Source organism: Bariatricus sp. SGI.161 (genome assembly GCF_050313695.1).
In the GTDB taxonomy this organism is placed as follows: domain Bacteria; phylum Bacillota; class Clostridia; order Lachnospirales; family Lachnospiraceae; genus JAFBIX01.
On sequence record NZ_JBNPLX010000003.1, the window covers coordinates 46,215 to 68,059 of the forward strand.

At 41.6% G+C, this 21,845-nt stretch carries 29 protein-coding genes; 1 reads left to right on the top strand and 28 read right to left on the bottom strand.

The annotated features are described in order from the left end of the window. Positions 1–31: 31 nt before the first annotated feature. The 3 genes from ACQRBH_RS02645 to ACQRBH_RS02655 are packed head-to-tail and all read right to left on the bottom strand — an operon-like array spanning position 32 to position 847. On the bottom strand, positions 32–328 hold the full coding sequence (locus ACQRBH_RS02645) for a DUF3847 domain-containing protein (protein ID WP_002584328.1): 297 nt from the start codon (positions 326–328) through the stop codon (positions 32–34). Further along, complete coding sequence (locus tag ACQRBH_RS02650; RefSeq protein WP_002584329.1) at positions 321–662, bottom strand: DeoR family transcriptional regulator; 342 nt, start codon at positions 660–662, stop codon at positions 321–323. Before ACQRBH_RS02650 ends, ACQRBH_RS02645 begins: the two co-directional genes overlap by 8 nt. Then, a complete protein-coding gene (locus tag ACQRBH_RS02655) occupies positions 659–847 on the bottom strand; it encodes a hypothetical protein (RefSeq protein WP_002584330.1) in 189 nt (62 codons plus the stop codon). Before ACQRBH_RS02655 ends, ACQRBH_RS02650 begins: the two co-directional genes overlap by 4 nt. 483 nt (positions 848–1,330) lie before the next feature. On the opposite strand from ACQRBH_RS02655, the gene ACQRBH_RS02660 reads away from it, so the two are divergent. Next, positions 1,331–2,137 (top strand): helix-turn-helix domain-containing protein, encoded by an 807-nt coding sequence (locus ACQRBH_RS02660; protein ID WP_002584331.1) that lies wholly within the window; start codon positions 1,331–1,333, stop codon positions 2,135–2,137. A 118-nt stretch (positions 2,138–2,255) separates the two neighbouring features. On the opposite strand, the gene ACQRBH_RS02665 is transcribed toward ACQRBH_RS02660, so the two are convergent. From ACQRBH_RS02665 to ACQRBH_RS02785, 25 genes are all read right to left on the bottom strand, one after another. Further along, complete coding sequence (locus tag ACQRBH_RS02665; protein WP_002584332.1) at positions 2,256–2,747, bottom strand: nucleotidyltransferase domain-containing protein; 492 nt, start codon at positions 2,745–2,747, stop codon at positions 2,256–2,258. Positions 2,748–2,798: 51 nt separating this feature from the next. Then, entirely contained in the window at positions 2,799–3,176 is a 378-nt protein-coding gene (locus ACQRBH_RS02670) for a TnpV protein (RefSeq protein ID WP_002584333.1), read from the bottom strand. Further along, a complete protein-coding gene (locus ACQRBH_RS02675; RefSeq protein ID WP_002584334.1) occupies positions 3,136–3,408 on the bottom strand; it encodes a helix-turn-helix domain-containing protein in 273 nt (90 codons plus the stop codon). The genes ACQRBH_RS02670 and ACQRBH_RS02675 overlap by 41 nt, the downstream gene beginning before the upstream one ends. Before the next feature lie 345 nt (positions 3,409–3,753). Beyond that, entirely contained in the window at positions 3,754–5,640 is a 1,887-nt protein-coding gene (ltrA, locus tag ACQRBH_RS02680; RefSeq protein ID WP_269016951.1) for a group II intron reverse transcriptase/maturase, read from the bottom strand. A gap of 719 nt (positions 5,641–6,359) precedes the next feature. Further along, a complete protein-coding gene (locus ACQRBH_RS02685; protein ID WP_026650183.1) occupies positions 6,360–6,491 on the bottom strand; it encodes a Maff2 family mobile element protein in 132 nt (43 codons plus the stop codon). Between the two features lie 121 nt (positions 6,492–6,612). Then, a complete protein-coding gene (locus ACQRBH_RS02690; protein ID WP_427760886.1) occupies positions 6,613–8,472 on the bottom strand; it encodes a VirD4-like conjugal transfer protein, CD1115 family in 1,860 nt (619 codons plus the stop codon). Between the two features lie 23 nt (positions 8,473–8,495). Then, positions 8,496–8,987 carry a PcfB family protein gene (locus ACQRBH_RS02695; protein WP_026650181.1) on the bottom strand — a complete coding sequence of 164 codons (492 nt, stop codon included), beginning with the start codon at positions 8,985–8,987 and terminating at the stop codon, positions 8,496–8,498. A gap of 70 nt (positions 8,988–9,057) precedes the next feature. Next, positions 9,058–9,810, bottom strand: coding sequence for a phage antirepressor KilAC domain-containing protein (locus ACQRBH_RS02700; RefSeq protein WP_226852932.1), 753 nt, complete (start codon positions 9,808–9,810; stop codon positions 9,058–9,060). After that, entirely contained in the window at positions 9,779–10,228 is a 450-nt protein-coding gene (locus ACQRBH_RS02705) for a hypothetical protein (RefSeq protein WP_026650179.1), read from the bottom strand. Before ACQRBH_RS02705 ends, ACQRBH_RS02700 begins: the two co-directional genes overlap by 32 nt. A 13-nt stretch (positions 10,229–10,241) precedes the next feature. Then, positions 10,242–10,652: a single-stranded DNA-binding protein gene (locus ACQRBH_RS02710; protein ID WP_049946959.1), complete on the bottom strand. Its 411-nt coding sequence runs from the start codon at positions 10,650–10,652 to the stop codon at positions 10,242–10,244. A gap of 619 nt (positions 10,653–11,271) precedes the next feature. After that, positions 11,272–11,481, bottom strand: a complete 210-nt coding sequence (locus tag ACQRBH_RS02715; protein ID WP_009300563.1) for a DUF6219 family protein — start codon at positions 11,479–11,481, stop codon at positions 11,272–11,274. A 75-nt stretch (positions 11,482–11,556) separates the two neighbouring features. Continuing rightward, a complete protein-coding gene (locus ACQRBH_RS02720) occupies positions 11,557–12,081 on the bottom strand; it encodes a flavodoxin family protein (RefSeq protein ID WP_008119059.1) in 525 nt (174 codons plus the stop codon). 24 nt (positions 12,082–12,105) lie between these two features. Then, entirely contained in the window at positions 12,106–12,663 is a 558-nt protein-coding gene (locus ACQRBH_RS02725; protein ID WP_044925306.1) for a hypothetical protein, read from the bottom strand. A 45-nt stretch (positions 12,664–12,708) separates the two neighbouring features. After that, positions 12,709–13,014 carry a hypothetical protein gene (locus tag ACQRBH_RS02730; RefSeq protein WP_028087788.1) on the bottom strand — a complete coding sequence of 102 codons (306 nt, stop codon included), beginning with the start codon at positions 13,012–13,014 and terminating at the stop codon, positions 12,709–12,711. Between the two features lie 105 nt (positions 13,015–13,119). Continuing rightward, positions 13,120–14,214, bottom strand: a complete 1,095-nt coding sequence (locus ACQRBH_RS02735) for a DUF6017 domain-containing protein (protein ID WP_028087787.1) — start codon at positions 14,212–14,214, stop codon at positions 13,120–13,122. Positions 14,215–14,238: 24 nt separating this feature from the next. Beyond that, positions 14,239–15,105, bottom strand: a complete 867-nt coding sequence (locus tag ACQRBH_RS02740) for a ParB/RepB/Spo0J family partition protein (RefSeq protein ID WP_026650282.1) — start codon at positions 15,103–15,105, stop codon at positions 14,239–14,241. Continuing rightward, positions 15,095–15,901 (bottom strand): ParA family protein, encoded by an 807-nt coding sequence (locus ACQRBH_RS02745; protein WP_026650281.1) that lies wholly within the window; start codon positions 15,899–15,901, stop codon positions 15,095–15,097. The genes ACQRBH_RS02740 and ACQRBH_RS02745 overlap by 11 nt, the downstream gene beginning before the upstream one ends. Continuing rightward, positions 15,873–16,265: a plasmid mobilization protein gene (locus ACQRBH_RS02750; protein WP_044925303.1), complete on the bottom strand. Its 393-nt coding sequence runs from the start codon at positions 16,263–16,265 to the stop codon at positions 15,873–15,875. Before ACQRBH_RS02750 ends, ACQRBH_RS02745 begins: the two co-directional genes overlap by 29 nt. Positions 16,266–16,268: 3 nt before the next feature. After that, positions 16,269–17,348 carry a site-specific integrase gene (locus ACQRBH_RS02755; RefSeq protein ID WP_024854000.1) on the bottom strand — a complete coding sequence of 360 codons (1,080 nt, stop codon included), beginning with the start codon at positions 17,346–17,348 and terminating at the stop codon, positions 16,269–16,271. Positions 17,349–17,350: 2 nt separating this feature from the next. Beyond that, positions 17,351–17,548, bottom strand: a complete 198-nt coding sequence (locus ACQRBH_RS02760) for a hypothetical protein (protein ID WP_024853999.1) — start codon at positions 17,546–17,548, stop codon at positions 17,351–17,353. After that, a complete protein-coding gene (locus ACQRBH_RS02765; RefSeq protein ID WP_008393122.1) occupies positions 17,545–17,763 on the bottom strand; it encodes a hypothetical protein in 219 nt (72 codons plus the stop codon). The genes ACQRBH_RS02760 and ACQRBH_RS02765 overlap by 4 nt, the downstream gene beginning before the upstream one ends. Beyond that, positions 17,756–17,983: a hypothetical protein gene (locus tag ACQRBH_RS02770; protein ID WP_008705329.1), complete on the bottom strand. Its 228-nt coding sequence runs from the start codon at positions 17,981–17,983 to the stop codon at positions 17,756–17,758. The genes ACQRBH_RS02765 and ACQRBH_RS02770 overlap by 8 nt, the downstream gene beginning before the upstream one ends. A gap of 426 nt (positions 17,984–18,409) precedes the next feature. Continuing rightward, positions 18,410–19,957, bottom strand: coding sequence for a glutamine-hydrolyzing GMP synthase (gene guaA, locus ACQRBH_RS02775; protein WP_235232344.1), 1,548 nt, complete (start codon positions 19,955–19,957; stop codon positions 18,410–18,412). A 173-nt stretch (positions 19,958–20,130) separates the two neighbouring features. Beyond that, positions 20,131–21,492 (bottom strand): MATE family efflux transporter, encoded by a 1,362-nt coding sequence (locus ACQRBH_RS02780; RefSeq protein ID WP_427760822.1) that lies wholly within the window; start codon positions 21,490–21,492, stop codon positions 20,131–20,133. A gap of 64 nt (positions 21,493–21,556) precedes the next feature. Next, the gene (locus ACQRBH_RS02785; RefSeq protein WP_235232346.1) at positions 21,557–21,787 is read right to left on the bottom strand and encodes an HPr family phosphocarrier protein; all 231 of its coding nucleotides are present in this window, start codon (positions 21,785–21,787) and stop codon (positions 21,557–21,559) included. Between the last annotated feature and the right edge of the window lie 58 nt (positions 21,788–21,845).

Below are 21,845 nucleotides of genomic sequence, written 5' to 3' on the forward strand. Positions count from 1 at the left end.
TTGGGTGGTGTATAATTGCGCCCTTAGTAAACTAAGGGGTTTCCGGCTTCTCACGTTCCAGCAGTTTCTTCAATAGTTCCTGCGTGTCCTGCCTGTGAAAAATGAGTGTCAACAACAGCATGACATCATCATCTGTCAGGCGTTCCGGCTCTTGCAGAAAACTTTCCAGCATACCGCCACGAGTACAGAGCCGGTGTGTCCGTTCTTTTCGGGTAAGCTGCTTTAGCTGGTGCTGCAATGCCTTTTCATCATTGATGGCTTTCCGCAGTTTCTTTTCACTCTTTTCCAACTCTCGGTTGAGCTTTTCCAGCTTTGAGGTATCAGGCAAGGGCAGCGTCCTCCTTTCCCGGTATCAGCACATAAATCCTGTTTGGTTCTCCAACGCCCTGACGCACTCGCATGATCAGTCCGGCGGTTTCCAGTTCATTCAGAGAACGCTTGACCGTCATGGGGCTGCGGGACAGGACTGCGGCAATGGCTGTGACAGGGAAGCAGATAAACAGGATTCCGTTCTCGTCCTCCTGTCCGTTGGATAGCATAGCGTCCAACATCCGGCAGTACATGACCTTTGCGGTGCTGCTGACTGGAAATCCTGTCAACGCTCTGGGAAAGGGCATACAGGGCGGCAACGGTGTGCCTATCGTCATAAATTCAAAATTCATTCGGTGTGTTCCTCCTTTTTCTTTGCTCTTTTGGATAAATAACGGGGGCAGTCAACCACAACCGCCCGGAAGCTCTGCTTGCACCCATGCTTGCATTTCCGGCATAATTCGTTGTAAGTGACACGCCCCCGGTCATTGAGGTAAAAAGAAAGCTCATGCTTCCTCTTTTTGCTCATTCTCGGCATATTGCGTTTCCTCCCGTTTTAGTGTATAGTTTCGGGGCGATTTTCGGCAAAATTACGGTCATAGAGCCGTCTAAAATCTCCAGAAGTATCAGCAATAGGGTAGACTATCCCCCTATCAGATTGTCGTGTTTCGGTATCATTTCGGTATCAGTTCGCCAGTTCTCCCCGGTGTCGTTCCTCCCCTGAATCTCACAGCGGCGTATTGCTCCCTTTGGTACGCTCGTTTCGGTCAGGGTTCCTCCATATCCCTGCCAAAAGTCATGGCGCTACATCGCCGGGGAAGCATATCCCACACAGGCTGGTCATTCGATTGGAATAATCCATCGATGAACTACCTGTATCATAGAACATTTTTGTGCCCTGTGCCGTATGTCCACAAAGTAGGAATTAAGGGTAAAAATCAGAAATTTCCACGATTGCGGAAAGTATGATATAATCCAGTTAAGCGGCAGTAATGAAACCGCCGGAAAGGAGCGTGCGCCCATGAAAGGAGCGACAAGCATACAGGAACGCCTTTGGGAACTCCGCAAGGACAAAGGCTTAAATCTGGAAGAATTATCAGAGCTGACGGGCATTTCCAAATCAGCTCTTGGCAGTTATGAAAAAGAGGATTATAAGGAAATCAATCATGGCAACCTTATCACGCTGGCAGACTTCTATGGGGTTTCCGTTGATTATCTGCTGTGCCGGACAGAGAACCGGGAGCAGATCAACACGCCACTAACAGAGCTGCATTTGAATGATGAGATGGTGGCACTTCTGAAAGGCGGTCGGATTAACAACCGTCTGCTCTGTGAGCTTGCCACTCATAAGGACTTTATCAAGTTTCTTGCGGACATTGAGATTTATGTAGATGGGATTGCCACCATGCAGATTCAAAACCTCAACGCCCTTGTCGATACTGTCCGGCATGAAATCATTGAACGGTATCGCCCCGGCGAAGACGACCCGCATTTGAAAGTGCTGCAAGCCGCCCATATCAGCGATGATGAATATTTCAGCCACATGGTTCTTGATGACCTCAATCTCATTATCCGGGATATTCGGGAAGCCCACAAAAAGGACAGCGAGAGTGCGCCCCAGACCACCGTTGCCGATGAATTGAAAGAAAATTTGGAAGCGGTTGAAAATTTCAAGGGCAGTCGGGATGAAAAGCTGGTTGTCCTTTACTGCAAGCAGCTCGGCATCAACTATAAAAATCTGTCAGACGAAGAATTTCGCTGGCTCATTCGGATTCTACAAAAATCAAAGAAAACAGGAACTCCTATCAGTCAAAGGAAAAAACGGTAAAGAAAAACCGCTGTTGCATGGTTGTGTTTGCTTCCATGTAGCAGCGGTTGGTGCTATACTTATTCAGTTAAAATTTCAAAGCGATAAAGTGGAATTTATCTTAGAAATTACAGCAATGTTATTTTGATAAACTTTCAAGAATTGAAATATCATGCTTATCTTTATCTCTTAATTCATAACCTGAATGGAAAACTCTTTGGCCTTTTAAGGATATACAAGGAATTGTTTTTCCTTCAAAAAAAGCACTACCAAAGTAATCTTTTTCAAACTCATACCAGCCACCCTCTAAATCAGCTTGTTTTGAAGTTCCGTCCTCACTTAAAACGAACGGGTGAATGTCTAAGTAACCAAGTTCATCACTATATAACTCTATTCTAACCGGTTTCCAGTCTGTATCAATTTTATAGCCCAGATTCAAAAGCACATTTAACAATTTTTCCGTATGTTGAGCATCAAAATTTATATCTATATCTCTATGAATTCTTGTTTGTTTACCAGCTAAAATATCTACACCCCATCCGCCATCCAACCAGTATGTAATTCCAGTATTTTCGAATAATTCTATTACTTTCATTAAATCTTCTTTTGTTGTTATTTCTTTTCTACCCATACAAAGTCTCCTTTACAACTTCTAATTTGTAATAATCATTCTACCATACCGTTATGAATAAATCATCTCATGTAAAACAATTTCTTCTGCCCGGTTGTGAATGTTATTGCAACGCTGCACCCATTCCATTTGACGGGTACGCTTCAATTCCTCGGTCACGCCCTCGGCAGCTTTCATCTGCTCCATGATGGTGTCTAACCGTTTCTGTGCCTGTTCGTTCAGGTCTGCAAGATATGTCCACAATTCCCCGGTCAGGGTCAATGTGTGTAATCTGGCTGGGCAGACTTCTCTTAAATATTCCCGGTGCATCCGTCCGTACTTTCCGATGGGGCGGTGTTCCTCCGGCAACTTCAAGTCCGGGATGTAGTAATCTCCAACAAGGATATAATCAATTCCGTTTTCTTTTATTCTTGGTTTCAATTCGCTCATGTTCCTTACCTCCTGTGGAAGCAGGCTCGTCTGGTACTAACTCAATCACATCGGTAATCTCACAATTCAGCGTTTCGCAGATACGGGCTAATGTATCCATGCTGATGTGCTTTCCCTCTTTGCTCATGTTGGCAATCATATTTGTTGTCATACCAGCGGCAAGCCTTAAATCCTCTTTTCTCATATCACGCTCTAACAGTGTGTGCCAGAGTGGTTTATAGCTGATGTGCATATTGTTTTCCTGCCTTTCTATCCATACCACCGGAGCGGCTGCCCCGGCAGGAACTTTTCTCTTATTATAGCACCAATCTTGTGAAATCACAATTTATTCTTGTAGCCTGCCGCTGATACCGTCTGGATTGGCTTTTCCTTTCTTTTTGTTCCCTTTAATTAGCCATGAACTGTTTGATGCCCTGGCTCTTAGCGCCGGATAGCGATAGGTAATCCTTTGAAGTTATCTCCGGATTTTCCCCCGCTCCACACCGTGCATGCGACTTTCACCGCACACGGCGCTCCATCGAATTCAGCCGTCCAGGGCTTTTAAACACAACTTACACACTTCGTTACAGCATTAAATTCAAAGAATAATAGGTGGCATTTCTGCCATAGTACGAAGTTTGTTAAGCTTTTCTATTTGTTTATTGTCAAGATTTAAGGATTTCAGGTACTTCTCAATCGTAGGTTCTGAAGAAGCATGGATAAGGATATGAACCGCTTTGCTGACAAGAATAAGATTTGCGTATTCATCCGAACCGCCATTGCTAACCGGCACTTTATGGTGGCAGTGAATATCGTGGGAATCCATCGGAATTCCTGTCACTGCACATTTACCATACTGTGCCGCATACAAAGAAATACGGTTATCCGCATATTCAATGGTTCTGCCCTTTACAGGATTTCTCATCAGCCATAACATTGTCGCTGTGTCGATTGCAAGATTCTTATGAATCTGTTCCCGACCTTTGACCGTATATTTATTGATGGATTTCCTTTTATGCTGGGCATTCTTTGACTGGACATATCCCAGTGGAACCACCGGACGTCCATGAAGGAACCTCATCTGTCTGCTTGCTCCATACTTTTCTTTAATGAACCCATTTCTGAGCTGTCCCTTTTTGGATAAGTCGCCGTTCAGTCTGTTTCTGAGCTGTTTGTTGATACTGAAGGCAAGTCTGCTGAAGTCATGAGATACTTCTGTAGAAATACAATAGTATTCATGAAGTCCGGCAACTACAGAGTTGTATTTCTGAAGCTGCATGAACTGAGCATTATCATCTGACGAATGAGCCAGTTTCTTTACTTCTTCCGAGACTTTTTCATGAGCCTTTTTGTATGCTTTATCGCTCATATGAGACCGAACTACATATTTCTTACCCTTTTTACGGACTTTCAGTTTGAACCCGAGAAAATCAGAATACTGTCTTTTGAGATTAACTACTTTGGATTTGTCAGGGCTGATTTCCAGCCCCAGCCTGTCCTTTAGCCATAACTCTGTTGCCTTGTATGCTCTGACAGCATCCTCATGTGTTGCGCAGAAAATTTTAAAATCATCTGCGTACCGAACTGCATGCATCTCTTTTAATCTGCTCCGACGCAGAGCCCTGTAGGCGTGGCTCTTAATCTCTGTTCCCTGCGCATTGCTCCTTGTTTTGAATTTTGTCTTTGTTGGCATCTGCTCCCACTGGGAAGCAATCCACCAATCCAGTTCATTCAATACGATGTTTGCAAGCAATGGCGACAAAATACCGCCTTGCGGGGTACCCCGTGTGGGATATGTTTTCTCCCCATTTGGCAGAACAACAGGTGCTTTCAGCATCTCTTTTATAATGCATAACAGCTTTTTTTCCCGGATTCCCAATGCCCATATCTGACGAATCAGCTTTGTATGGCTGATATTATCAAAGAAGCCTTTAATATCGAGGTCAACCACATGGTACAGATGCTGTACCTGTATCAGCCTCATGCATTGCGCAATAGCAGTCTCAGCGGAACGGTTCGGGCGGAACCCGTTGGAGTTCTCACTGAATTTTGCTTCACATATCGGCTCCATGACCTGCAAAATACATTGCTGTACGATCCGATCTACGATAGTTGGAATTCCCAGAGGTCTGGTCTTTCCATTGGGCTTTGGTATCTCCACTCGCCTTACGGGTCGTGGATGATAATTACTGAATTGTTTCCGTATGAGACGGACGTATTCTTCCTCACTTAGCTTTGCAAGGTCGGCTATCGTCCTTTTATCCACTCCCGAAGTATCACTTCCTGTATTCTTCTTTATCGTTCTGTATGCAAGCTTGATATTTTCTTCACTCTCGATGATTTCCATCAGATGGTTGAATGTTTCATCTTTCTTACTTTCTGCATACAGCCTGTCAAAAGTACCTTCCATGTCGTAATACTCTGAGTTGCGGATTTTTCTCTGTTTACTTTTCCTTTCTTGCTGCCCCGAAGTCAACACAGGCATCCTCTCCCTTCGGTTTGGATTTTCTTTGTCATACTCGAAGCTGTGTTTGTTGTGTTTTCATTTTCTTTGCTGAATTCGACTTGTGGCTATCCCTCCACCACTTACTTATTCACGGCTTCACAGGTACTGTGCCACTACTCTCACTGGAATAAAGAATGGTTATTGCCCTCTCGCGAAGGTATTCCCATCCACCACATCACTGGCTTGCAACCGCCTCCGTGTTCCCAGCTTTCCACGTTCCGATATTCCTATCATTGGATATCTTTAGGTTCTTCCTCTAAGCCTGTATCTGGTCATGCATAACCGCACCGCCTGTAACGATGCATGGACTTTCATAACAACCAATTTTACTCGCCCACAGATACCACCATGAAAGGTGTACTGCCTTTCGACAGCATCAACGTTTAGACTCGTACATTCAGAATTTCGTCAGTATTTTCATACATTCTCACCATGGATATCCGACCCCCGGCATATAGGCAACACCATCCACCTCTGGACAGCTTTCGTGTCTGGTCTGAAAACCAGTCTTACGGTTGCTCTCTGCCGACTTCACCGAGCTCTATAAACTTTTGGAGAGAGCCGTTGCATGCTCCCCGCCATTCGGAGTATTAGGGTGGCGCTTCGGGACGTTACCCCCTCATTTCACCCATCGGAATATCAGTTCTCCAAAGTTTCGGGCTACAATTGCCCTTCGACTTTGTGCGTAAGCTTTTCACTTACGAACGTGTCGCACGATTGTCATTTCCATATCCTTCCAGAAGGTTTACGACACCCCACACGCCAAGACCTGCGCCGATTGCGACTACAAGAGTTTTTAAAGTTGTAATTGCACTGCTAAAAAATGCCATATACATTCACCAAAACTGACTTCTTTCAGGTGTTTACGGGAATGAAAAAACACCGACTAAAAAGCCGGCGCACCTAATGTCAGTTATTCCTTTCCTCATTATTTTTCGTTCATTCCCAAGGTTACTCCGACAGCTCCACCTGAATTACCTCCACCTCTTCTTCGGGTTTCGGTGTGTACTGCGGATTTAACTCTTTTTCTACTTTGTATCGGTTTTTCTCATTTTCATCTGCAAGAAACCGATAATTTTTGTGTTTCGTGATATCATATTTGTCTGAGAAAAATGGTCTGGCACCACGAATCTGCAGGATACATTTTCCTCCATCCATGACTGCAATCTCATCTTCTGTCATCAGCTGTTTGCCTGTTTTCTGGTAATTCAATCCAAAGGACTTCTGATTGCTCCTCGTTTCCGAAGTGTTATACAGATCAATGGTTTCCTTACCCAGAAGTTCACTCATTTCCTTTAAGGTAGTTTTCTCTTTTCCACCAAGAAATAGTGTAGTATCACAGTTACCCAGAATGGTATCTGCACTATCCTTGTACATTGCCTTTAGCTGACTCTGTGACTGCAAAATAATAGAAGCAGAGATTTCCCTGCTTCGGATAGTTGCAATCAGCTTGTCAAACTGAGGAATTTGCCCGATGTTGGCAAACTCATCAGCGATGACACGCACATGCACCGGAAGTCTTCCACCATATACATCGTCTGCCTTATCACAAAGCAGATTGAAAAGCTGTGACTGCAGCATCGCAATCACAAAGTTGAAGGTTGTATCTGTATCGGACATAATCAGAAACAAGGCTGTTTTCCTATCCCCGATCTTATCCAATTCCATTTCATCATAAGACATGATTTCTCGAAGCTCTGCGATGTCAAATGGGGCAAGTCTGGCCCCACACGATATCAAAATACTTTTCGCTGTCTTTCCAGCCGCCATTTTGTATTTTTTATACTGTCTGACCGCAAAGTGCTGCGGATCTCTTTCTTCCAGTTCCTGGAACATCATATCCACTGGATTCTGGTAAGTTTCATCCTCTTCACGGGTTTCGCTTTCATTCAAAAGATCCAGAAGAGTATTCAAATTCTTTTCCTCTTCATCCCCTTCATACCAGATAAAAGCAATCAGTGCGGTGTACAGCAATCTCTCTGCTTTCACCCAAAAATCTTCGGAAGCTTTTTCCCCTTCGCCTTTGGTATTAACAATGATTGTTGTAACCAGCTTCAGGATATCTTTTTCAGACCGTATATAAGCAAATGGATTGTAATGAAGGGACTTGGAAAAATTGATGGTATTCAGAACCTTAATCACATATGGCTCATGTACCACTTTTCCAGATTTATCTTTCATGATATTTCCATTCTTATCTTTCTTAGGTGGTCCCTTTGCTAACATCTTCCCGCACTCTTCAATCAAAGTACCTTTCGGATCTGTAATGACCATGGAACAGTTCATCTGCATGACTGACGGCTTAACGAAAAATCGAGTTTTTCCGGAACCACTGCCGCCAATGACCACTATATTTTTATTTCTTGCATACTTTGGCTGTTTAGGTCTACTTTCCATAGTCAATGCTTCTGTTGCTGTTAATGGAATATTCATCCAGGGATCTTCCGACATATAAGGTTTAATATCCTCAGCGTTTCCCCATCTGGCTGAACCATACTCGATTCCTTTCCGGAGTTTCTTTGCATCTGACTGTTTCTGCCATACCAGTAATTTCAGAATGACAGCTGCTACAATTCCTGTCAGCATATCACGCCAGTTAAAACTTGGCTGCAATCCAGTAAGAATCCTGTCTGCATGTTCCATCGCATATAATAGCTTGTTCCCAATATCTTCTCCCAGACTGTTTCTGTAAAGAAATGATGCCCGATTTGTATAAAAAGCAGTTAAGATATATGGGATATTGGTAAGAACCAGTTTCTTTTTATCCAGGGCGGACAGCCTGACCCTGATCTTATTCTTCCATTTTTGCATCAGATTTTTACCGATTTGCTTTTTCATCGGCTCTGCTCCTGATGCCGGTTCTTTACTTTGTCCTTCGATTTCTTTGGCATCATTGCTCTGTAAGTTGCAAGACGCTTGTGAATAGAAGGCTTATTCGCTTTTTGAATCTGTTTCTGGGAAAACTCACGGAAAGCAGCATTGAGGGCATCCTGATCACGTCCTTTAAAAAACACCAGATACATCGGTGGATCTTTACTCTTATCTTTTTTCAAAGCATAATTGATCCCGTATTTTCTGGCATAACGTTCAAAGGACTTGATATTCTTATTTGTGATCTCGATATTGACCATCCCGGCATTTTGTTTTGCCAGCTCTTTTACCGTGACCTTTCCCTGTTTCGGCTGATTCTTCTTCGCTTTCTTCTCTACCGATTTCTGCTTCTGATGACGCAGATAAGCAGCAAGAACCTTTTTCAATAAATCTGCTGTTACTTTGGTAGTCCGAATGCAGAACGTGACCGTTTTCTGAGTTACCTCTTCCTGCATGATTTTCCCTCCTTTCAGCGATTTAACTGCTGTCCAGATCTGTAATCATGGCAACCACCTCCATCATTCTTTACTCTTCCTCCGCACACAACGCTTTAAAAAATTCTTTTCCTTTTGGTGTAACCAATGTCTGTGAACCAAGATGTCCATTGTTAAAATAGTCTTTTACAATAAACAGATCATTGTTCTTCTCCACCGCATAGGGTAACAGCGTGCCGGATGGACTCCTATATAGAAATCCTCTATTTAAAAGAAGTTTCACAAATTTTCTTTCTGGAAATTCAATCTCTTTTGCCGTCGTTCGAATATTGGTGCATTCTCCTGTAATCATGAAATGATCATAATAATCTGCTTTTGGCTGCATATCCTTTACACGATTTTGCAATTCTCGATTTCGATTGTTTTCTGCCAAAAGTCTCTCGGCAAATTCCAAAAGAAGTTCCGGGTTATCTTTTACCCTGTCTAAAAGATCGGTCTCTAAATATCCGCCTGTTTTCCTAATAGCCGGAAGTACCTCATCAAATACCCACTTCTCAAAATTCTGTGCTGACTTTAAACGACTTTTTGTAATCAGCCGATATACATCTCCCTCTGGAATAAAAATCATTGGCTGTACCCCACCTGATGTAAGGACGCCCCGTTTCAGGGCCCCCTTGCAATGAACATTTATCGCATTTCTTGGTTTTGCATATCCCAAAGCAAATGCTACATCAATTCCAGAAAATAAAAGTCTGCCTCCATCTTCAATCATACGGATGGAACCAAACTCCGAATTGTGAAACTCTGTGATTTTATAATCCGTCTTCTCCATCCTCTTCTCCATCCTCTTCTCCTCCTGAACCGGCAAGTAACATCAAACCATTTTCAATGATTGTGCTCCTAATAAACTCTGCTACATTCACGGTTAAATAACCAAGATATTCTGCAAGGAAACTACTATATTCCTCTTCTGTCAACAATTCCTCCAGTGCTTCCAAATGAGCTGTCACTTTAGAAGTCTGCTTTCCGCCAAGCAGCTTGCCTAATATTTCTGTAAATTCCTCTGTGTCACATGACTCAAACATACATAAGATCATCTCCATTGTTGTTTCCAAAACCAAACGATCCATTTTCATTTGCGTCAGCTCTTCCATTGTTTTCATGGCAGTCATAAGCGCATCACTTGTCATATGTTCTGTATTGATTCTTCCTTCTGAATCAACCAATCCTATTGCAAATAATTCTAAAAAGTATTTTCTCATAAATCTTGTCCTCCTATCGAAATGGCATTTCTTGTTCAAGTTCTTCTGGTATATCGAATGGAATCTTCCTCTTCTCTGCTGGTTGAAATCCGTCAGATTCTTCTTTTTTTGTTTTGGCTTCTGCAAACTCTACATTATCCATAATGACTTCGGTATAATAGGATGCAGTTCCAGTCTGTTCATCTTTGATCTGAGAGATTACCAACTCTCCGGAAAGAGCAATCTTAATTCCTTTTTCAAGATATTTCTCCACAAATTCTGCATTATTTCCATAAGCTGTGATCATCACTACAAATGCTTTGCTTGTGCGATTTCTTTTTACTACCAGTGGAAACCTAGATACTTTGGTTTGTCCCTTTTGCGTAGATGTCAGCTTAGTTTCTGGATCTCTGGCAAGTCTACCCATTAAAACAATCGTATTCATTCTTTTTGTCCTCCCTTTCTTCCTGCAACACCCTTCCCTGGTATTTCAAACAGGATAATAATCTGTGCATTTTCTGCACGAAAAAATGAGGAATGGATTCGAACCATTCCCCACTTGCTACAGGATTTCTCCTGTAATATAAATAAGAAAATCTAAGTATTCACATTTGGGCTTTGTCTGTACATATACATCTGATCGTTATCATTCCAGATAACCCGGCTGTAAAAATACAGTCACAGTCTCTGTTTCAGCAGAGGTCCTGTACCCTTCGGTGGTATCATTATTGCTTCGCTCTTCCCGTAGGAGTCTTCGCCTGCACGAGCCGGATTATCTCCGGTAAGCATGTTCCTCAAGATGTATCAGCTCCTTCAATTGTCAAGGTGCAATCGGAAGAACTGTCTGAACCTCTTTTACGTTTGTGATTTTTGGAAATCAGAGGATTTTCAATTTGCCTTCCATATACTCTGTATTGGGAGCGACAAAATCGGACATGATTTTAGAAATTTTTTGAAATTATTTTTTGAAGTGTAAAAAGATATAAAAAAAAGATGCCAGGATTTCTCCTGACACCATAGTGACTATGCCAACTTCGTGCCCACTGGGCACAAGGTTGATTGTATTATTCTTCATTTCCTAATGATATTGGTTCTTTCTTTGTTTTCTTGTTTTTAGATATCATCTTATGACCTGTGTAAATAGCCATAATCATACAAAGCAAAGAACTTGCCGCAAAATATTTATGGCTTGATTTTGAACCTTTATATCCGCTATAAAAAGTTCCTAGCATCGTTATCAATGCTCCGACAGACCAATATTCATGAGCTTTCATTCTAACATCTCCCTTTGTGTTAATTTTAATATGTACCGTTTGATGAAATATGCAAACAGGAATTTGGAACGTGCTTTATAAATTTTTTCCGATCCCCTCAAGTTCGTTCATGGAATCCTTGTTTTTTTCAAGTTCATCTCTGGCTGTTGCATAATATGATTTTTTGAAAAGCATATCCCATGAAAGATATTTTGCCATACAGTCAAACTGCTTATCAATCAGCTCATACTGGATACTGTCTACGGGAGAACCGCCTACAACAATCGTGCCAACTTTTTTATTTTTTAACTGCAATCCACGGCAGTAGCACTTATCAATGATAAGTTTCAATTGTGCTGACATTCCCCACCAATAAACTGGTGTAGCAAAAAGAATCATATCTGCGGCAGCAATTTTATCAATTGTAGGATTTGTATCATCCTTATCGACGCATCCCTTAGAGCATTGACAGACACCACATCCCTTGCATGGTGCAATGTTGAGTTTGTCAGGTTCAATGATTTCAATTTCATTCTTTTCTGATGCTCCTTTTATAAATGCATTGATTGCTGTCAGCGTGTTTCCTTTTCTGGCACTTCCATTAATGATTACAATTTTCATGCGTGTATCCTCCAACTTCCGATTTCATGATATCATTTCTAATACAGATTTTACCGTATTTTTCAGATTCAGTCCATCTTTTAATCCCAGTCGATAGAAAAATTCTTCTGTTTCTGCTCCACTGCTAAAAATTGCATTACAGTATTCCGTAATCACTTCTTCCTGTTCTTGGGATAACGTTTCCAGTAATTTCTGGTATTTCTTATCAATCTCACTTACTGGCTCTTTATCCTGCTTTAACTTCCATTCTGAATATGCTTTCCCCATATGCTCTGTAATTGTCAGATTCACAAATTCCTGCACTTCCTCGGATATGGTGCTCGCAGATTCCTGTTTATCTTTCTTTTTATCATTTGATTTTTCAAGTGTCGTGTCATCAATATAACGAATGATTTCTCGAATATTTGACTTCATCGACTGCAGATATCCTTTCATCAGCACAGCTACTTTTCTAGCATCCGATTTTTCGGTTTCTTTTTCCAGCATATAAAACTCTTCCAGTTCTTTCAGAATATCCATCCCTGCTTTCATCTGAAATTCCACCTCAAGCAAATCATCCATCACTTTATATAATTCTTCCATTGTTTATTTCTGCCTTTCCATATAGCGCCACTATATTTTCCACAATCATCCAAAAATAAATTCCTGTAATCCACATTTCACAACTTCAATTACTGCAACTATCCCCATACCGATATGTGGGAGTAGAACAAACACTACTGTCGTAATAATCGCTGATTTCATTGTCCAGTCCGTACTGATTCCAAACCCAATACTCAAAACTTCTGTCACAACAGAGATTCCGGCTATCAGATAGCAGAATCCAGCAGATAACCCAACCAGGAACACCAGCACAATATTCACCGCTGCAAGTACCAGCCAAACAGGAGCTGCAATAATTCGAAATGGCAGTTTTATCATAAATCTCAACATAATTCTTCCTCCTACTTTGTGCCCAGTGGACACAAGGTTATTTTAGCATATCTGCCAGATATGACTATCTCTTTTTAAACTTCGTGCCCAGTGGGCACAAAGTTCTTACCTGTCTGGAATATCCTTCCCCCAGTACATGTCATGTCGAACTTCAGCATCATAAAACTGATTGATTGTTGCAGGAGCGTTATACAATACCGTCAGCATATACTGCCGGATATTCTTCACTTTGCTTGTACTCCTGTCAAGACTGAAAAACACATACTGGATGTGTTCATACCCGACTTTGAGCAAACGGCTCTTGACCACTTGTGTAGGCACAGCTTCCCCATTGATCTGTTGATATGTCTTTGTCGAACATATTGCATCCAGCATCAGCTCTACCAGCTCTTCTACTCGTCCAGTTCCATAGCTCTGACAAAGGATCTCATATTCGATATTATCATGAATTAACTGTCGATACTCATTTCTCTCCTGTATCCTATCTCTCCCTTTCTCTTGTTCAGATAGATATTGATAAGATTCATTCTCACTAAATTCAGTATAATTATATTCAGTATTATTACAGTTTGTTTTTGAAACTTCTTGAAGTTTGTTTTCTAAACTTCTTGAAGTTTGTTTTTCAAACTCCTTGAAGTTTGTTTTTGAAACTTCTTGAAGTTTATTTTTCAAACTTCCTGAAGTTTGTTTTTCAAACTTCTGTGTATTTACGGGCTTTTCCGGCTCTTTTTTCGCATATTCTTCTATTTCTGTCTCTGTATTTTCTTTTCTCTCTGCTACATTTTCCGGTGTTTCTTCCGAATCAAAGATTGCTGGCTCATCTGGATATTCTGTCAGGCTGAAATTTTTCACGTAAATAACATTTGTTTTTCCAAGTCCGATTCGCCTCTTCTCAATCAATCCAATCCCTTTTTCCTGATCCAGCTCTTTTAGACAATTCACAGCCTTATTCCTGCCACAGTTAAGCATTTCCATAATCTCTTCCACCGAAAAGAAAATATATGCCCTGTCCTCTTCATCAAACCACCGGTTCTTGATGGACAGTGACATCCGGTCTAACATCAGTCCGTACAGCACCTTTGCTTCGCAGGAGAGATTTTTAAAATATTCACTTGTAAACAGCAGTTTGGGAATACGATAAAAACTGTACATATCGCATTCCATTCCTTGAAAATAATGGAATGTTGCTCTTATACTCATGACACATCCCTCCCTTCGTACTTATCAATGATTCTGATTGCTCCATTCCTCCAAAAGCTGACATATAACAGTCCGTATCTTCTGTTCATCATACTCTGGAGGAAAATACTTCTTAATTTCATCCTGTTTTAATGTTACCGTTGTTTTCTTTTTACGCTCTCCTATAACCAGGAGCCGCACAATCTCTTTTGTCAGCGTTTTTTCTTCTCGATGTTGCCTTATTTTTTTTGCCTGTTCCAGACTTGGATATTTTCCGGTACTCTCATGCACTTCCTCCACCATCTCCTGTTCTGGAACCGTAAGGTAGGAAAGCTCTACACCTACCTGCAATCCGATCACATCACGATCTACTGCGTTTAATAGGTCATTCATCAGATAAGTAAGCCGGATATAGCGATACACCTGCCTTGCACTGTCATTTGCGTTCTTTCCAATGTCTTTCGCACTGATACCGCCTGATGTTCCCTGATGATTCATTGCTTCCATCTTCATACGGTAAGCAAATGCCTTTTCACTTGGGAGTATATTAGGTCTCTGCAGATTGCTGTCTACCATCGCACGGACAGCTGTATCTTGATCCATATTTCTGATAATAACCGGAACCTCTTTAAGACCAGCAAGTTGTGCCGCATGTCTCCTTCTGTGACCGGCGATGATTTCATATTCACCATCACCCAGCGGTCGTACCAGTAATGCTGTAAGAATTCCCTCTTCTTTCACACTTTCCACCAGTTCCGCCATTGCCTCATCATCATTTACTTGAAATGGATGGTTCTCGAAAGAATGTAAATGCTCAAGTGAAACCTGCTGGATATCGTTCGTTTCTTCTCCTCCTCCAAGTAATTCATCATAAGATGTCAGTTTTATCTTCGATGCACTTCTACCTTTCATCCAAAAGCACCTCCTGTGTCATCTGCCAATATGCAGCCGCTACTTTTCCTTTTGGATCATGCTCAAATATGCTGATTCCTTCCGCACTGATTTCAGCTGCTCGTACTGAAAATGGAATACTCTGTGGAAAAATCTTAATCTGGTTTCCATATGTATCAAAAATCAGATCAGATATATCTCTTGCATAGTTCGTTCGGTTATCCACCATTGTGATCAATATACCTCCAATTTTCAGTTGTTTGTTAAGCTGTCTTCGCACCTTTCCTATCGTCCGTATCAGCTGTTCTAGACCCTTTACAGGAAGATAAGCCGCCTGGACAGGTATAATAACTGCATCGACACTGGCAAGTGCATTGATCGTCAGCATTCCAAGTGATGGCATACAGTCAATCAATATATAGTCGTATTCTTCTCTCATTCTTTCTATATATTGTTTTAAGACAAGTTCCCTGCTCATAATATTTACAAGTGAAACTTCCATTCCAGAGAGTTCGATGTTTGCCGGAATCAAATCAATTCCTTCCTGGTGATGTAAAATTCCCAGTGTATTTTCAAATAGTTCATCTTCTACAATCTTTGTCAGAATAGTAGCCAGTGTGATTGGTAATTCATCTGGGTTATGATACCCAAGACTTGCTGTCATACTTCCCTGCGGATCATTGTCAATCACAAGCACTTTCTTCCCTGCTTTTGCAAGTCCGACTGCCAGATTCACGCAACTTGTTGTCTTGCCAACCCCGCCTTTTTGTGAACACAATGCCAGCACTTTACAATCCTTCATTACTTTCTCTTCCATCCTTTTTATCCTCCCATAAATAACTTGAACCTTTCAGCATCCATAATGCTGCTTCCAAAAATGCAAGATACCGTTCTGTCATACTATCAAGAACCGGTTCTGAAATAACTGGTTTTTCAGACTTCAAATCTTTTGCCACATCCTCCAAAACCAAACTCATTTCCTTCATTTCTGACCGGATAATCTCAATTGTTTCTTTCTTTCCAACAACACATACATGATTGTAAATGCATGATCGGACGATATAATCCTGTTTTTTCATTCCGCTCACTTTCACTCGTTCTTCAATTGTTGCTTTTTCATAAGAATTCACCCGAAAAGAAATGGTCGTTGTGTTGTGTTTTCCATGTCTGTCACCAGCCATCGCTTATTCCTCCTCTTCCTCATGTTTCTTATCTAGCAAACCTGCTAATTTACTCTGTGTAGACGGATACAGATGTGAATAAGTGTTCAACGTGGTTTCCACCTTTTCATGTCCAAGGCGTTCTGCAATCTCCAATGGAGCCACCCCCATATCAACCAGCATACTGGCATGGGAATGGCGGAGATCATGAAGTCGTATCCGCTTTACACCAGACCGCTCGATTCCGGTAGCCATACAATGTTCCATATGCGATTTGGTAAACCGAAAAAGTCTTTCCTTTTTCATAATTCCATACAAATGACTGCAATACTCCCTAAATTCCTCTGCAAGAAAATCCGGCATCGTAATCACACGGATACTCTTTGGAGTTTTCGGCTGCGTGATCATATCCTTTCCTTTCAGTCTCTGATAAGATTTATTGATTGATATGGTTTTCTCTTCAAGATTGATGTCATTATAAGTAAGTGCAAGCAATTCACCGATACGCATTCCGGTCCAGTACAACAAAAGAAACGCCATTCTTGTCTCCGGCTTATCACTTACTGTTTCCAGAAAAGCATTGAACTCTTCCTGCATCCAGAAGTCCTTCGGTTCTCCTTTACTCTTGCCAATCGCTCCTGCCTTCCTGCAGGGATTATCCTGCAGGTTATAATACCGCATTGCATAATTGAAGATTGCAGTCAGCTGGCAGTTCACTGTTTTCAGATAAGTAGGAGAATATCCTTTTCCATTCTTATCCTTATACGTCAGCAACTCATTCTGCCATGCACGGACGTCTGCCACCGTAATTTCACTGAGAATCTTCTTTTCAAAATAAGGCTTGATTTTCAGGTCAATAATATATCGCTTCGTGTACATAGTGTTTTCTCTGAGACGGACATCCATATCTTTGTAATAAATCTCCAGAAAATTTCCAAATTCAATATCCACACCCTGGCTCTGCTGTTGCAGGAAATCTCTTTCCCATTCCTTAGCTTCACCCTTGGTCCTGAATCCTCTTTTCTGTTTTCTTTTCCGATTTCCCTGCCAGTCTTTGTAATAGACCTGTACTTTCCAGTTTTTTCCTTCTTTGTAAACCCCCATTGCTAATCCTCGACTTTCATGCCATAAATCTTTTCTGCCAGGAATTTCGTAGAGATTTTTCCAGCTACTACAATATAGCCTTTTGCCTTCAATTCTTTGTTGTATTCTCGCATCAGACTATATGCATAAGTTTTTGAAACTCCAAGAATTGCACACACATCATCCACATCCATATACATTTTTTCCTGCATCATACTCATACCGCTTTATCCTCCTTCAAATACTGCTCAACATGTTCCAGACCATAGATCTTGTCCTCTACATAGCGGGTTGGCACCCGACCGAGAATCACATAATAGTTCTTGCTTGCCAGATCGGCATTCATTCTTTCCACTACCCGGTAAGCAAACGAAACTGATAATCCAAAGAGTTCTGCAATGTCTTCCACTGATAAATACATTTTTCTCTTACGCATGAAACCATTCCTTTCCCTCTTCCTGTGGAATCTCACAAGTATCTTCTACTCCGTAGAAACGCTTCACAAAATACTTTGTCGGAACTTTTCCTCTAAGCGTCAGGTAGCCCTGTTCTTCCAGTTCCTTGTTCAGATTTCCGATGATTTCATAAGCCGATGTCTGTTTTACTTCCAGAAGTTCACATATATCGGCTGCCTTTAAAAATAATTTATTCTGCATAATCAGTACCTCCTGTGTTTTGAATATTTATCTCTTCATATACTCTGTACTGGCAGATGCAAAATCGGACATCATTTTCCGAAATTTATCAAATTTTCTTGTTTTTTAATTCTCCATCAGTGTGATTACTGTGTCATGGAGTTTAAGCTCATCGAAAGTAAAGAACCTTTCTGTGGTATCTGTTTTCTAAATGCAGGCAACAAAAAAACAGTCTGCCTTGACGAAAATCACTTCAATCAAAACAAACTGTTCTTCATATTTACTCTAATTTTATTTTATGAGAATAACCGATTTCACGAAATTTGCAGGTGAATCTGGAATATAAACAAGAGAAAAAAATAATTTTTAAACTCCATTTGCACTCCATTTGGTCTTTTCGACACCCCGCAAAGCCTTTATTTATGGGCTTTTCCGCGATTTTTCAAGCTACTCAAACTCTATTGTGCCCGGCGGTTTACTGGTCAAATCATACATTACCCTGTTCACGCCTTTTACTTCATTGATAATCCTGCTCATGACTTTCTGCAGTACTGCATAAGGCACTTCAGCTGCTTCAGCTGTCATAAAGTCAATCGTATTCACAGCTCTTAATGCCACTGCATAGTCATAAGTTCTTTCATCTCCCATAACCCCGACGCTTCGCATATTGGTAAGTGCTGCGAAGTACTGGCCTACGGTCTTGTTCATGCCTGCAGCGTCCATCTCTTCACGATAAATGGCATCTGCATCCTGCACGATTTTTACTTTCTCAGCGGTTACTTCACCGATGATACGGATTCCAAGACCTGGACCTGGGAACGGCTGGCGATATACCAGTTTTTCCGGAATACCAAGTTCCAGTCCTGCTTTTCTTACTTCATCTTTGAAAAGATCGCGCAGCGGCTCGATAATTTCTTTAAAATCAACATAATCCGGCAATCCACCCACATTGTGGTGAGACTTGATGACTGCGGACTCTCCGCCGAGACCACTTTCTACCACATCTGGGTAGATAGTTCCCTGTACAAGGAAGTCTACTGCACCAATCTTCTTTGCTTCTTCTTCAAAGACACGGATAAATTCTTCTCCGATGATCTTACGTTTTCTCTCCGGCTCTTCTACTCCAGCCAGCTTGTCATAGAATCTCTGCTGTGCATTGACACGGATAAAGTTCAGATCATAATTTCCATCTGGTCCGAAGACTGCTTCCACTTCATCTCCTTCATTTTTACGAAGAAGTCCATGATCCACAAATACACATGTCAGCTGATCACCGACTGCTTTAGACAACAATACTGCTGCCACAGAAGAATCCACGCCACCGGATAATGCACAAAGCACTTTTCCATTTCCAACTTTTTCACGAATCTGCTTGATAGATTCTTCTACAAAAGAATCCATTCTCCAGTCTCCGGCACAACCACAGACACCAAGCACAAAATTTGATAACATCTTGGTTCCTTCTACTGTATGCAGAACCTCTGGATGGAACTGAATCGCATACAAGCCAGCTTCTGCATTTTCCAGAGCTGCTGTCGGGCAGTCTGCTGTGTGTGCAGTAATCTCGAATCCCGGAGCCGCTTTGGAGATGTAGTCAAAATGACTCATCCAGCAGACAGTCTTTGGTGATACTCCCTGGAATACCGCAGAATCTGTTTTATCAATAAGCACCTCTGTTTTTCCATACTCTCTGACATCGGCTCTTTCCACCTTGCCACCGAGCACATGCATCATAAGCTGAGCTCCATAACACAATCCCAGAACCGGAATGCCAAGTTCGAACAACTCTTTCTGGTAAGTCGGAGAATCTGCCTCATAGCAGCTGTTTGGTCCTCCTGTGAGAATGATTCCCTTCGGATTCATCTCTTTAATCTTCTCAAGGTCTGTCTTATAAGAGTAGATTTCACAGTATACGTTACATTCTCTGACACGTCTCGCTACCAGCTGATTGTACTGGCCGCCAAAATCAATGACAATTACTAACTCTCTTTTCACCTGTGTTCCTCCCTGATATTTTCTCTCCTATCAAAACGGCATTTTCATTTGCCGGTAAATTATATTATAAAATAGCGGCGAAATATTTACAATAGGGGGACACCGATTTTTCAAAATGGGACACGGCAAATCGAATCTGGGACGGAGGAAAATGAAAAAACCCCCGTCCCCAATTATACGATTGCATCTTTTTTCCAATTCCCTCTGAAGTAGCGGATGATGAAGCAGATGGTGCGGAATACCCAGTCGATGACCATGGCTACCCACACACCGAACACGCCCATGTCGAGATATTTTCCAAGGATGTAGCTGAATGCGATCCGGAAGATCCACATGGATGTGATAGAGATGATCATGCAGGTCTTGGCATCGCCGGAAGCCCGGAAGGTTCCTGGAAGTGTGAATGCGAGCGGCCATATGAGGACGGCGCTGATTCCGTGGAAATATATGATCTGTCTGGTTGTTTCTGCTGTCAGATCTGACAGATTGTATGCTCTTAGGATGAATGGCAGGATCAGGAAGATAAAGCCTACTGTTGCCGCCATGCTTACATAAGTAATGATCAGTAACTTTTTGTTGTAATATTTTACCTGTTCGTAATCACCGGCACCGACACATCTTGAGATGACGGTAGTGACTGCAAATGAGATTGCCATACCGGGCAGAATCTGGAACAGGGCGATAGCGTTACTTACTGCGTTAGCCGCAATCGCATAAGTTCCAAAAGTCGAGATCAGGCTTAACACCAGTATTTTCCCCAATTGGAACATACTGTTTTCCAGTCCATTCGGTACTCCGATACTCAGGATTTTCTTGACAAGATTCCAGTCAACACGATATCGGAAGGTCTTCTCTATATGCAGGGTCAGTTCTTGATTGCAAAGCAGCGTAATGATAATGACAGCTGCTGTCATCCGGGATATCAGCGTCGGTATTGCCACACCTTCTGTTCCTCTGTGAAATCCATAGATCAAAATTGCATTTCCACCGATGTTGATGATATTCATAATGATGGATACCTGCATAGGCATTCTGGAATTTCCCATAGCACGGAAGATGGCTGCTCCTCCGTTATACAAAGCCATAAATGGGATGGATGCCGTTACAATCAGCAGATAGATGTTGGCATGTCGCATGACATCTGGTTCTATTTCGCCAAATATCCCATGCAGGATCATATATTTTCCTGCGTATACCAGCAGGGTGATAACGATTGCGCAAATGGTGATGAACCACACCAGCTGTGTAGCGGAACGGCATGCATTCTCTTGCTTTTTCTGTCCGAGATACTGGCCCGCCACGACCACACCTCCGGTCGCCAGTGCCGCGAACATATTAATGAGCAGGACCATAATCTGATCCACCAAAGAGACTCCGGACACGGCCGCCTCTCCTACGCTTGCAATCATAATAGAATCCGCCATGCCGACAAGCACAGACAACAACTGCTCGATGACGAGTGGAATAATTAATGTGAGCAGCATCTTATTACTAAACAAATAATTACTTCGATCTATTTTTTTTATTTCTCCCATAATACAAAAACTCCTTACCGCACCTATTATACGCCAAGGAGTTTTTCTGCACAAGTTTTCTAACTTACGCTGCAACAAATTCTTCTATATCTTTCCAAAAATCTTGACAATCGTCCATGTAGACTTTCAATTCAATCTCTTTGTTAAAACCCATATTTACAATTCCTAATAGAGATTTTGCGTCTACAATAAATTTACCGCGTTTCATATCCATATCAAATGGATATTTTTCTGTCTTATGGACAAATCTGACGATTTCATCCAAGTTCTGAAATACTACAGTTTTCTTGCTCATTACAATCTCTCCTTTTTTTTGTTAAAAAAATACTAGCACAATTTCTTTTTAAAAAAAA

Bases quoted from the DNA above. Each gene is read 5' to 3' on its own strand.
- ACQRBH_RS02650 (WP_002584329.1), bottom strand. From the start codon at position 662: ATGAATTTTGAATTTATGACGATAGGCACACCGTTGCCGCCCTGTATG.
- ACQRBH_RS02655 (WP_002584330.1), bottom strand. From the start codon at position 847: ATGCCGAGAATGAGCAAAAAGAGGAAGCATGAGCTTTCTTTTTACCTC.
- ACQRBH_RS02660 (WP_002584331.1), top strand. From the start codon at position 1,331: ATGAAAGGAGCGACAAGCATACAGGAACGCCTTTGGGAACTCCGCAAG.
- ACQRBH_RS02665 (WP_002584332.1), bottom strand. From the start codon at position 2,747: ATGGGTAGAAAAGAAATAACAACAAAAGAAGATTTAATGAAAGTAATA.
- ACQRBH_RS02670 (WP_002584333.1), bottom strand. From the start codon at position 3,176: ATGAGCGAATTGAAACCAAGAATAAAAGAAAACGGAATTGATTATATC.
- ACQRBH_RS02675 (WP_002584334.1), bottom strand. From the start codon at position 3,408: ATGCACATCAGCTATAAACCACTCTGGCACACACTGTTAGAGCGTGAT.
- ltrA (WP_269016951.1), bottom strand. From the start codon at position 5,640: ATGCCTGTGTTGACTTCGGGGCAGCAAGAAAGGAAAAGTAAACAGAGA.
- ACQRBH_RS02685 (WP_026650183.1), bottom strand. From the start codon at position 6,491: ATGGCATTTTTTAGCAGTGCAATTACAACTTTAAAAACTCTTGTAGTC.
- ACQRBH_RS02690 (WP_427760886.1), bottom strand. From the start codon at position 8,472: ATGCAAAAATGGAAGAATAAGATCAGGGTCAGGCTGTCCGCCCTGGAT.
- ACQRBH_RS02695 (WP_026650181.1), bottom strand. From the start codon at position 8,987: ATGCAGGAAGAGGTAACTCAGAAAACGGTCACGTTCTGCATTCGGACT.
- ACQRBH_RS02700 (WP_226852932.1), bottom strand. From the start codon at position 9,810: ATGGAGAAGAGGATGGAGAAGACGGATTATAAAATCACAGAGTTTCAC.
- ACQRBH_RS02705 (WP_026650179.1), bottom strand. From the start codon at position 10,228: ATGAGAAAATACTTTTTAGAATTATTTGCAATAGGATTGGTTGATTCA.
- ACQRBH_RS02710 (WP_049946959.1), bottom strand. From the start codon at position 10,652: ATGAATACGATTGTTTTAATGGGTAGACTTGCCAGAGATCCAGAAACT.
- ACQRBH_RS02715 (WP_009300563.1), bottom strand. From the start codon at position 11,481: ATGAAAGCTCATGAATATTGGTCTGTCGGAGCATTGATAACGATGCTA.
- ACQRBH_RS02720 (WP_008119059.1), bottom strand. From the start codon at position 12,081: ATGAAAATTGTAATCATTAATGGAAGTGCCAGAAAAGGAAACACGCTG.
- ACQRBH_RS02725 (WP_044925306.1), bottom strand. From the start codon at position 12,663: ATGGAAGAATTATATAAAGTGATGGATGATTTGCTTGAGGTGGAATTT.
- ACQRBH_RS02730 (WP_028087788.1), bottom strand. From the start codon at position 13,014: ATGTTGAGATTTATGATAAAACTGCCATTTCGAATTATTGCAGCTCCT.
- ACQRBH_RS02735 (WP_028087787.1), bottom strand. From the start codon at position 14,214: ATGAGTATAAGAGCAACATTCCATTATTTTCAAGGAATGGAATGCGAT.
- ACQRBH_RS02740 (WP_026650282.1), bottom strand. From the start codon at position 15,105: ATGAAAGGTAGAAGTGCATCGAAGATAAAACTGACATCTTATGATGAA.
- ACQRBH_RS02745 (WP_026650281.1), bottom strand. From the start codon at position 15,901: ATGGAAGAGAAAGTAATGAAGGATTGTAAAGTGCTGGCATTGTGTTCA.
- ACQRBH_RS02750 (WP_044925303.1), bottom strand. From the start codon at position 16,265: ATGGCTGGTGACAGACATGGAAAACACAACACAACGACCATTTCTTTT.
- ACQRBH_RS02755 (WP_024854000.1), bottom strand. From the start codon at position 17,348: ATGGGGGTTTACAAAGAAGGAAAAAACTGGAAAGTACAGGTCTATTAC.
- ACQRBH_RS02760 (WP_024853999.1), bottom strand. From the start codon at position 17,548: ATGAGTATGATGCAGGAAAAAATGTATATGGATGTGGATGATGTGTGT.
- ACQRBH_RS02765 (WP_008393122.1), bottom strand. From the start codon at position 17,763: ATGCGTAAGAGAAAAATGTATTTATCAGTGGAAGACATTGCAGAACTC.
- ACQRBH_RS02770 (WP_008705329.1), bottom strand. From the start codon at position 17,983: ATGCAGAATAAATTATTTTTAAAGGCAGCCGATATATGTGAACTTCTG.
- ACQRBH_RS02780 (WP_427760822.1), bottom strand. From the start codon at position 21,492: ATGGGAGAAATAAAAAAAATAGATCGAAGTAATTATTTGTTTAGTAAT.
- ACQRBH_RS02785 (WP_235232346.1), bottom strand. From the start codon at position 21,787: ATGAGCAAGAAAACTGTAGTATTTCAGAACTTGGATGAAATCGTCAGA.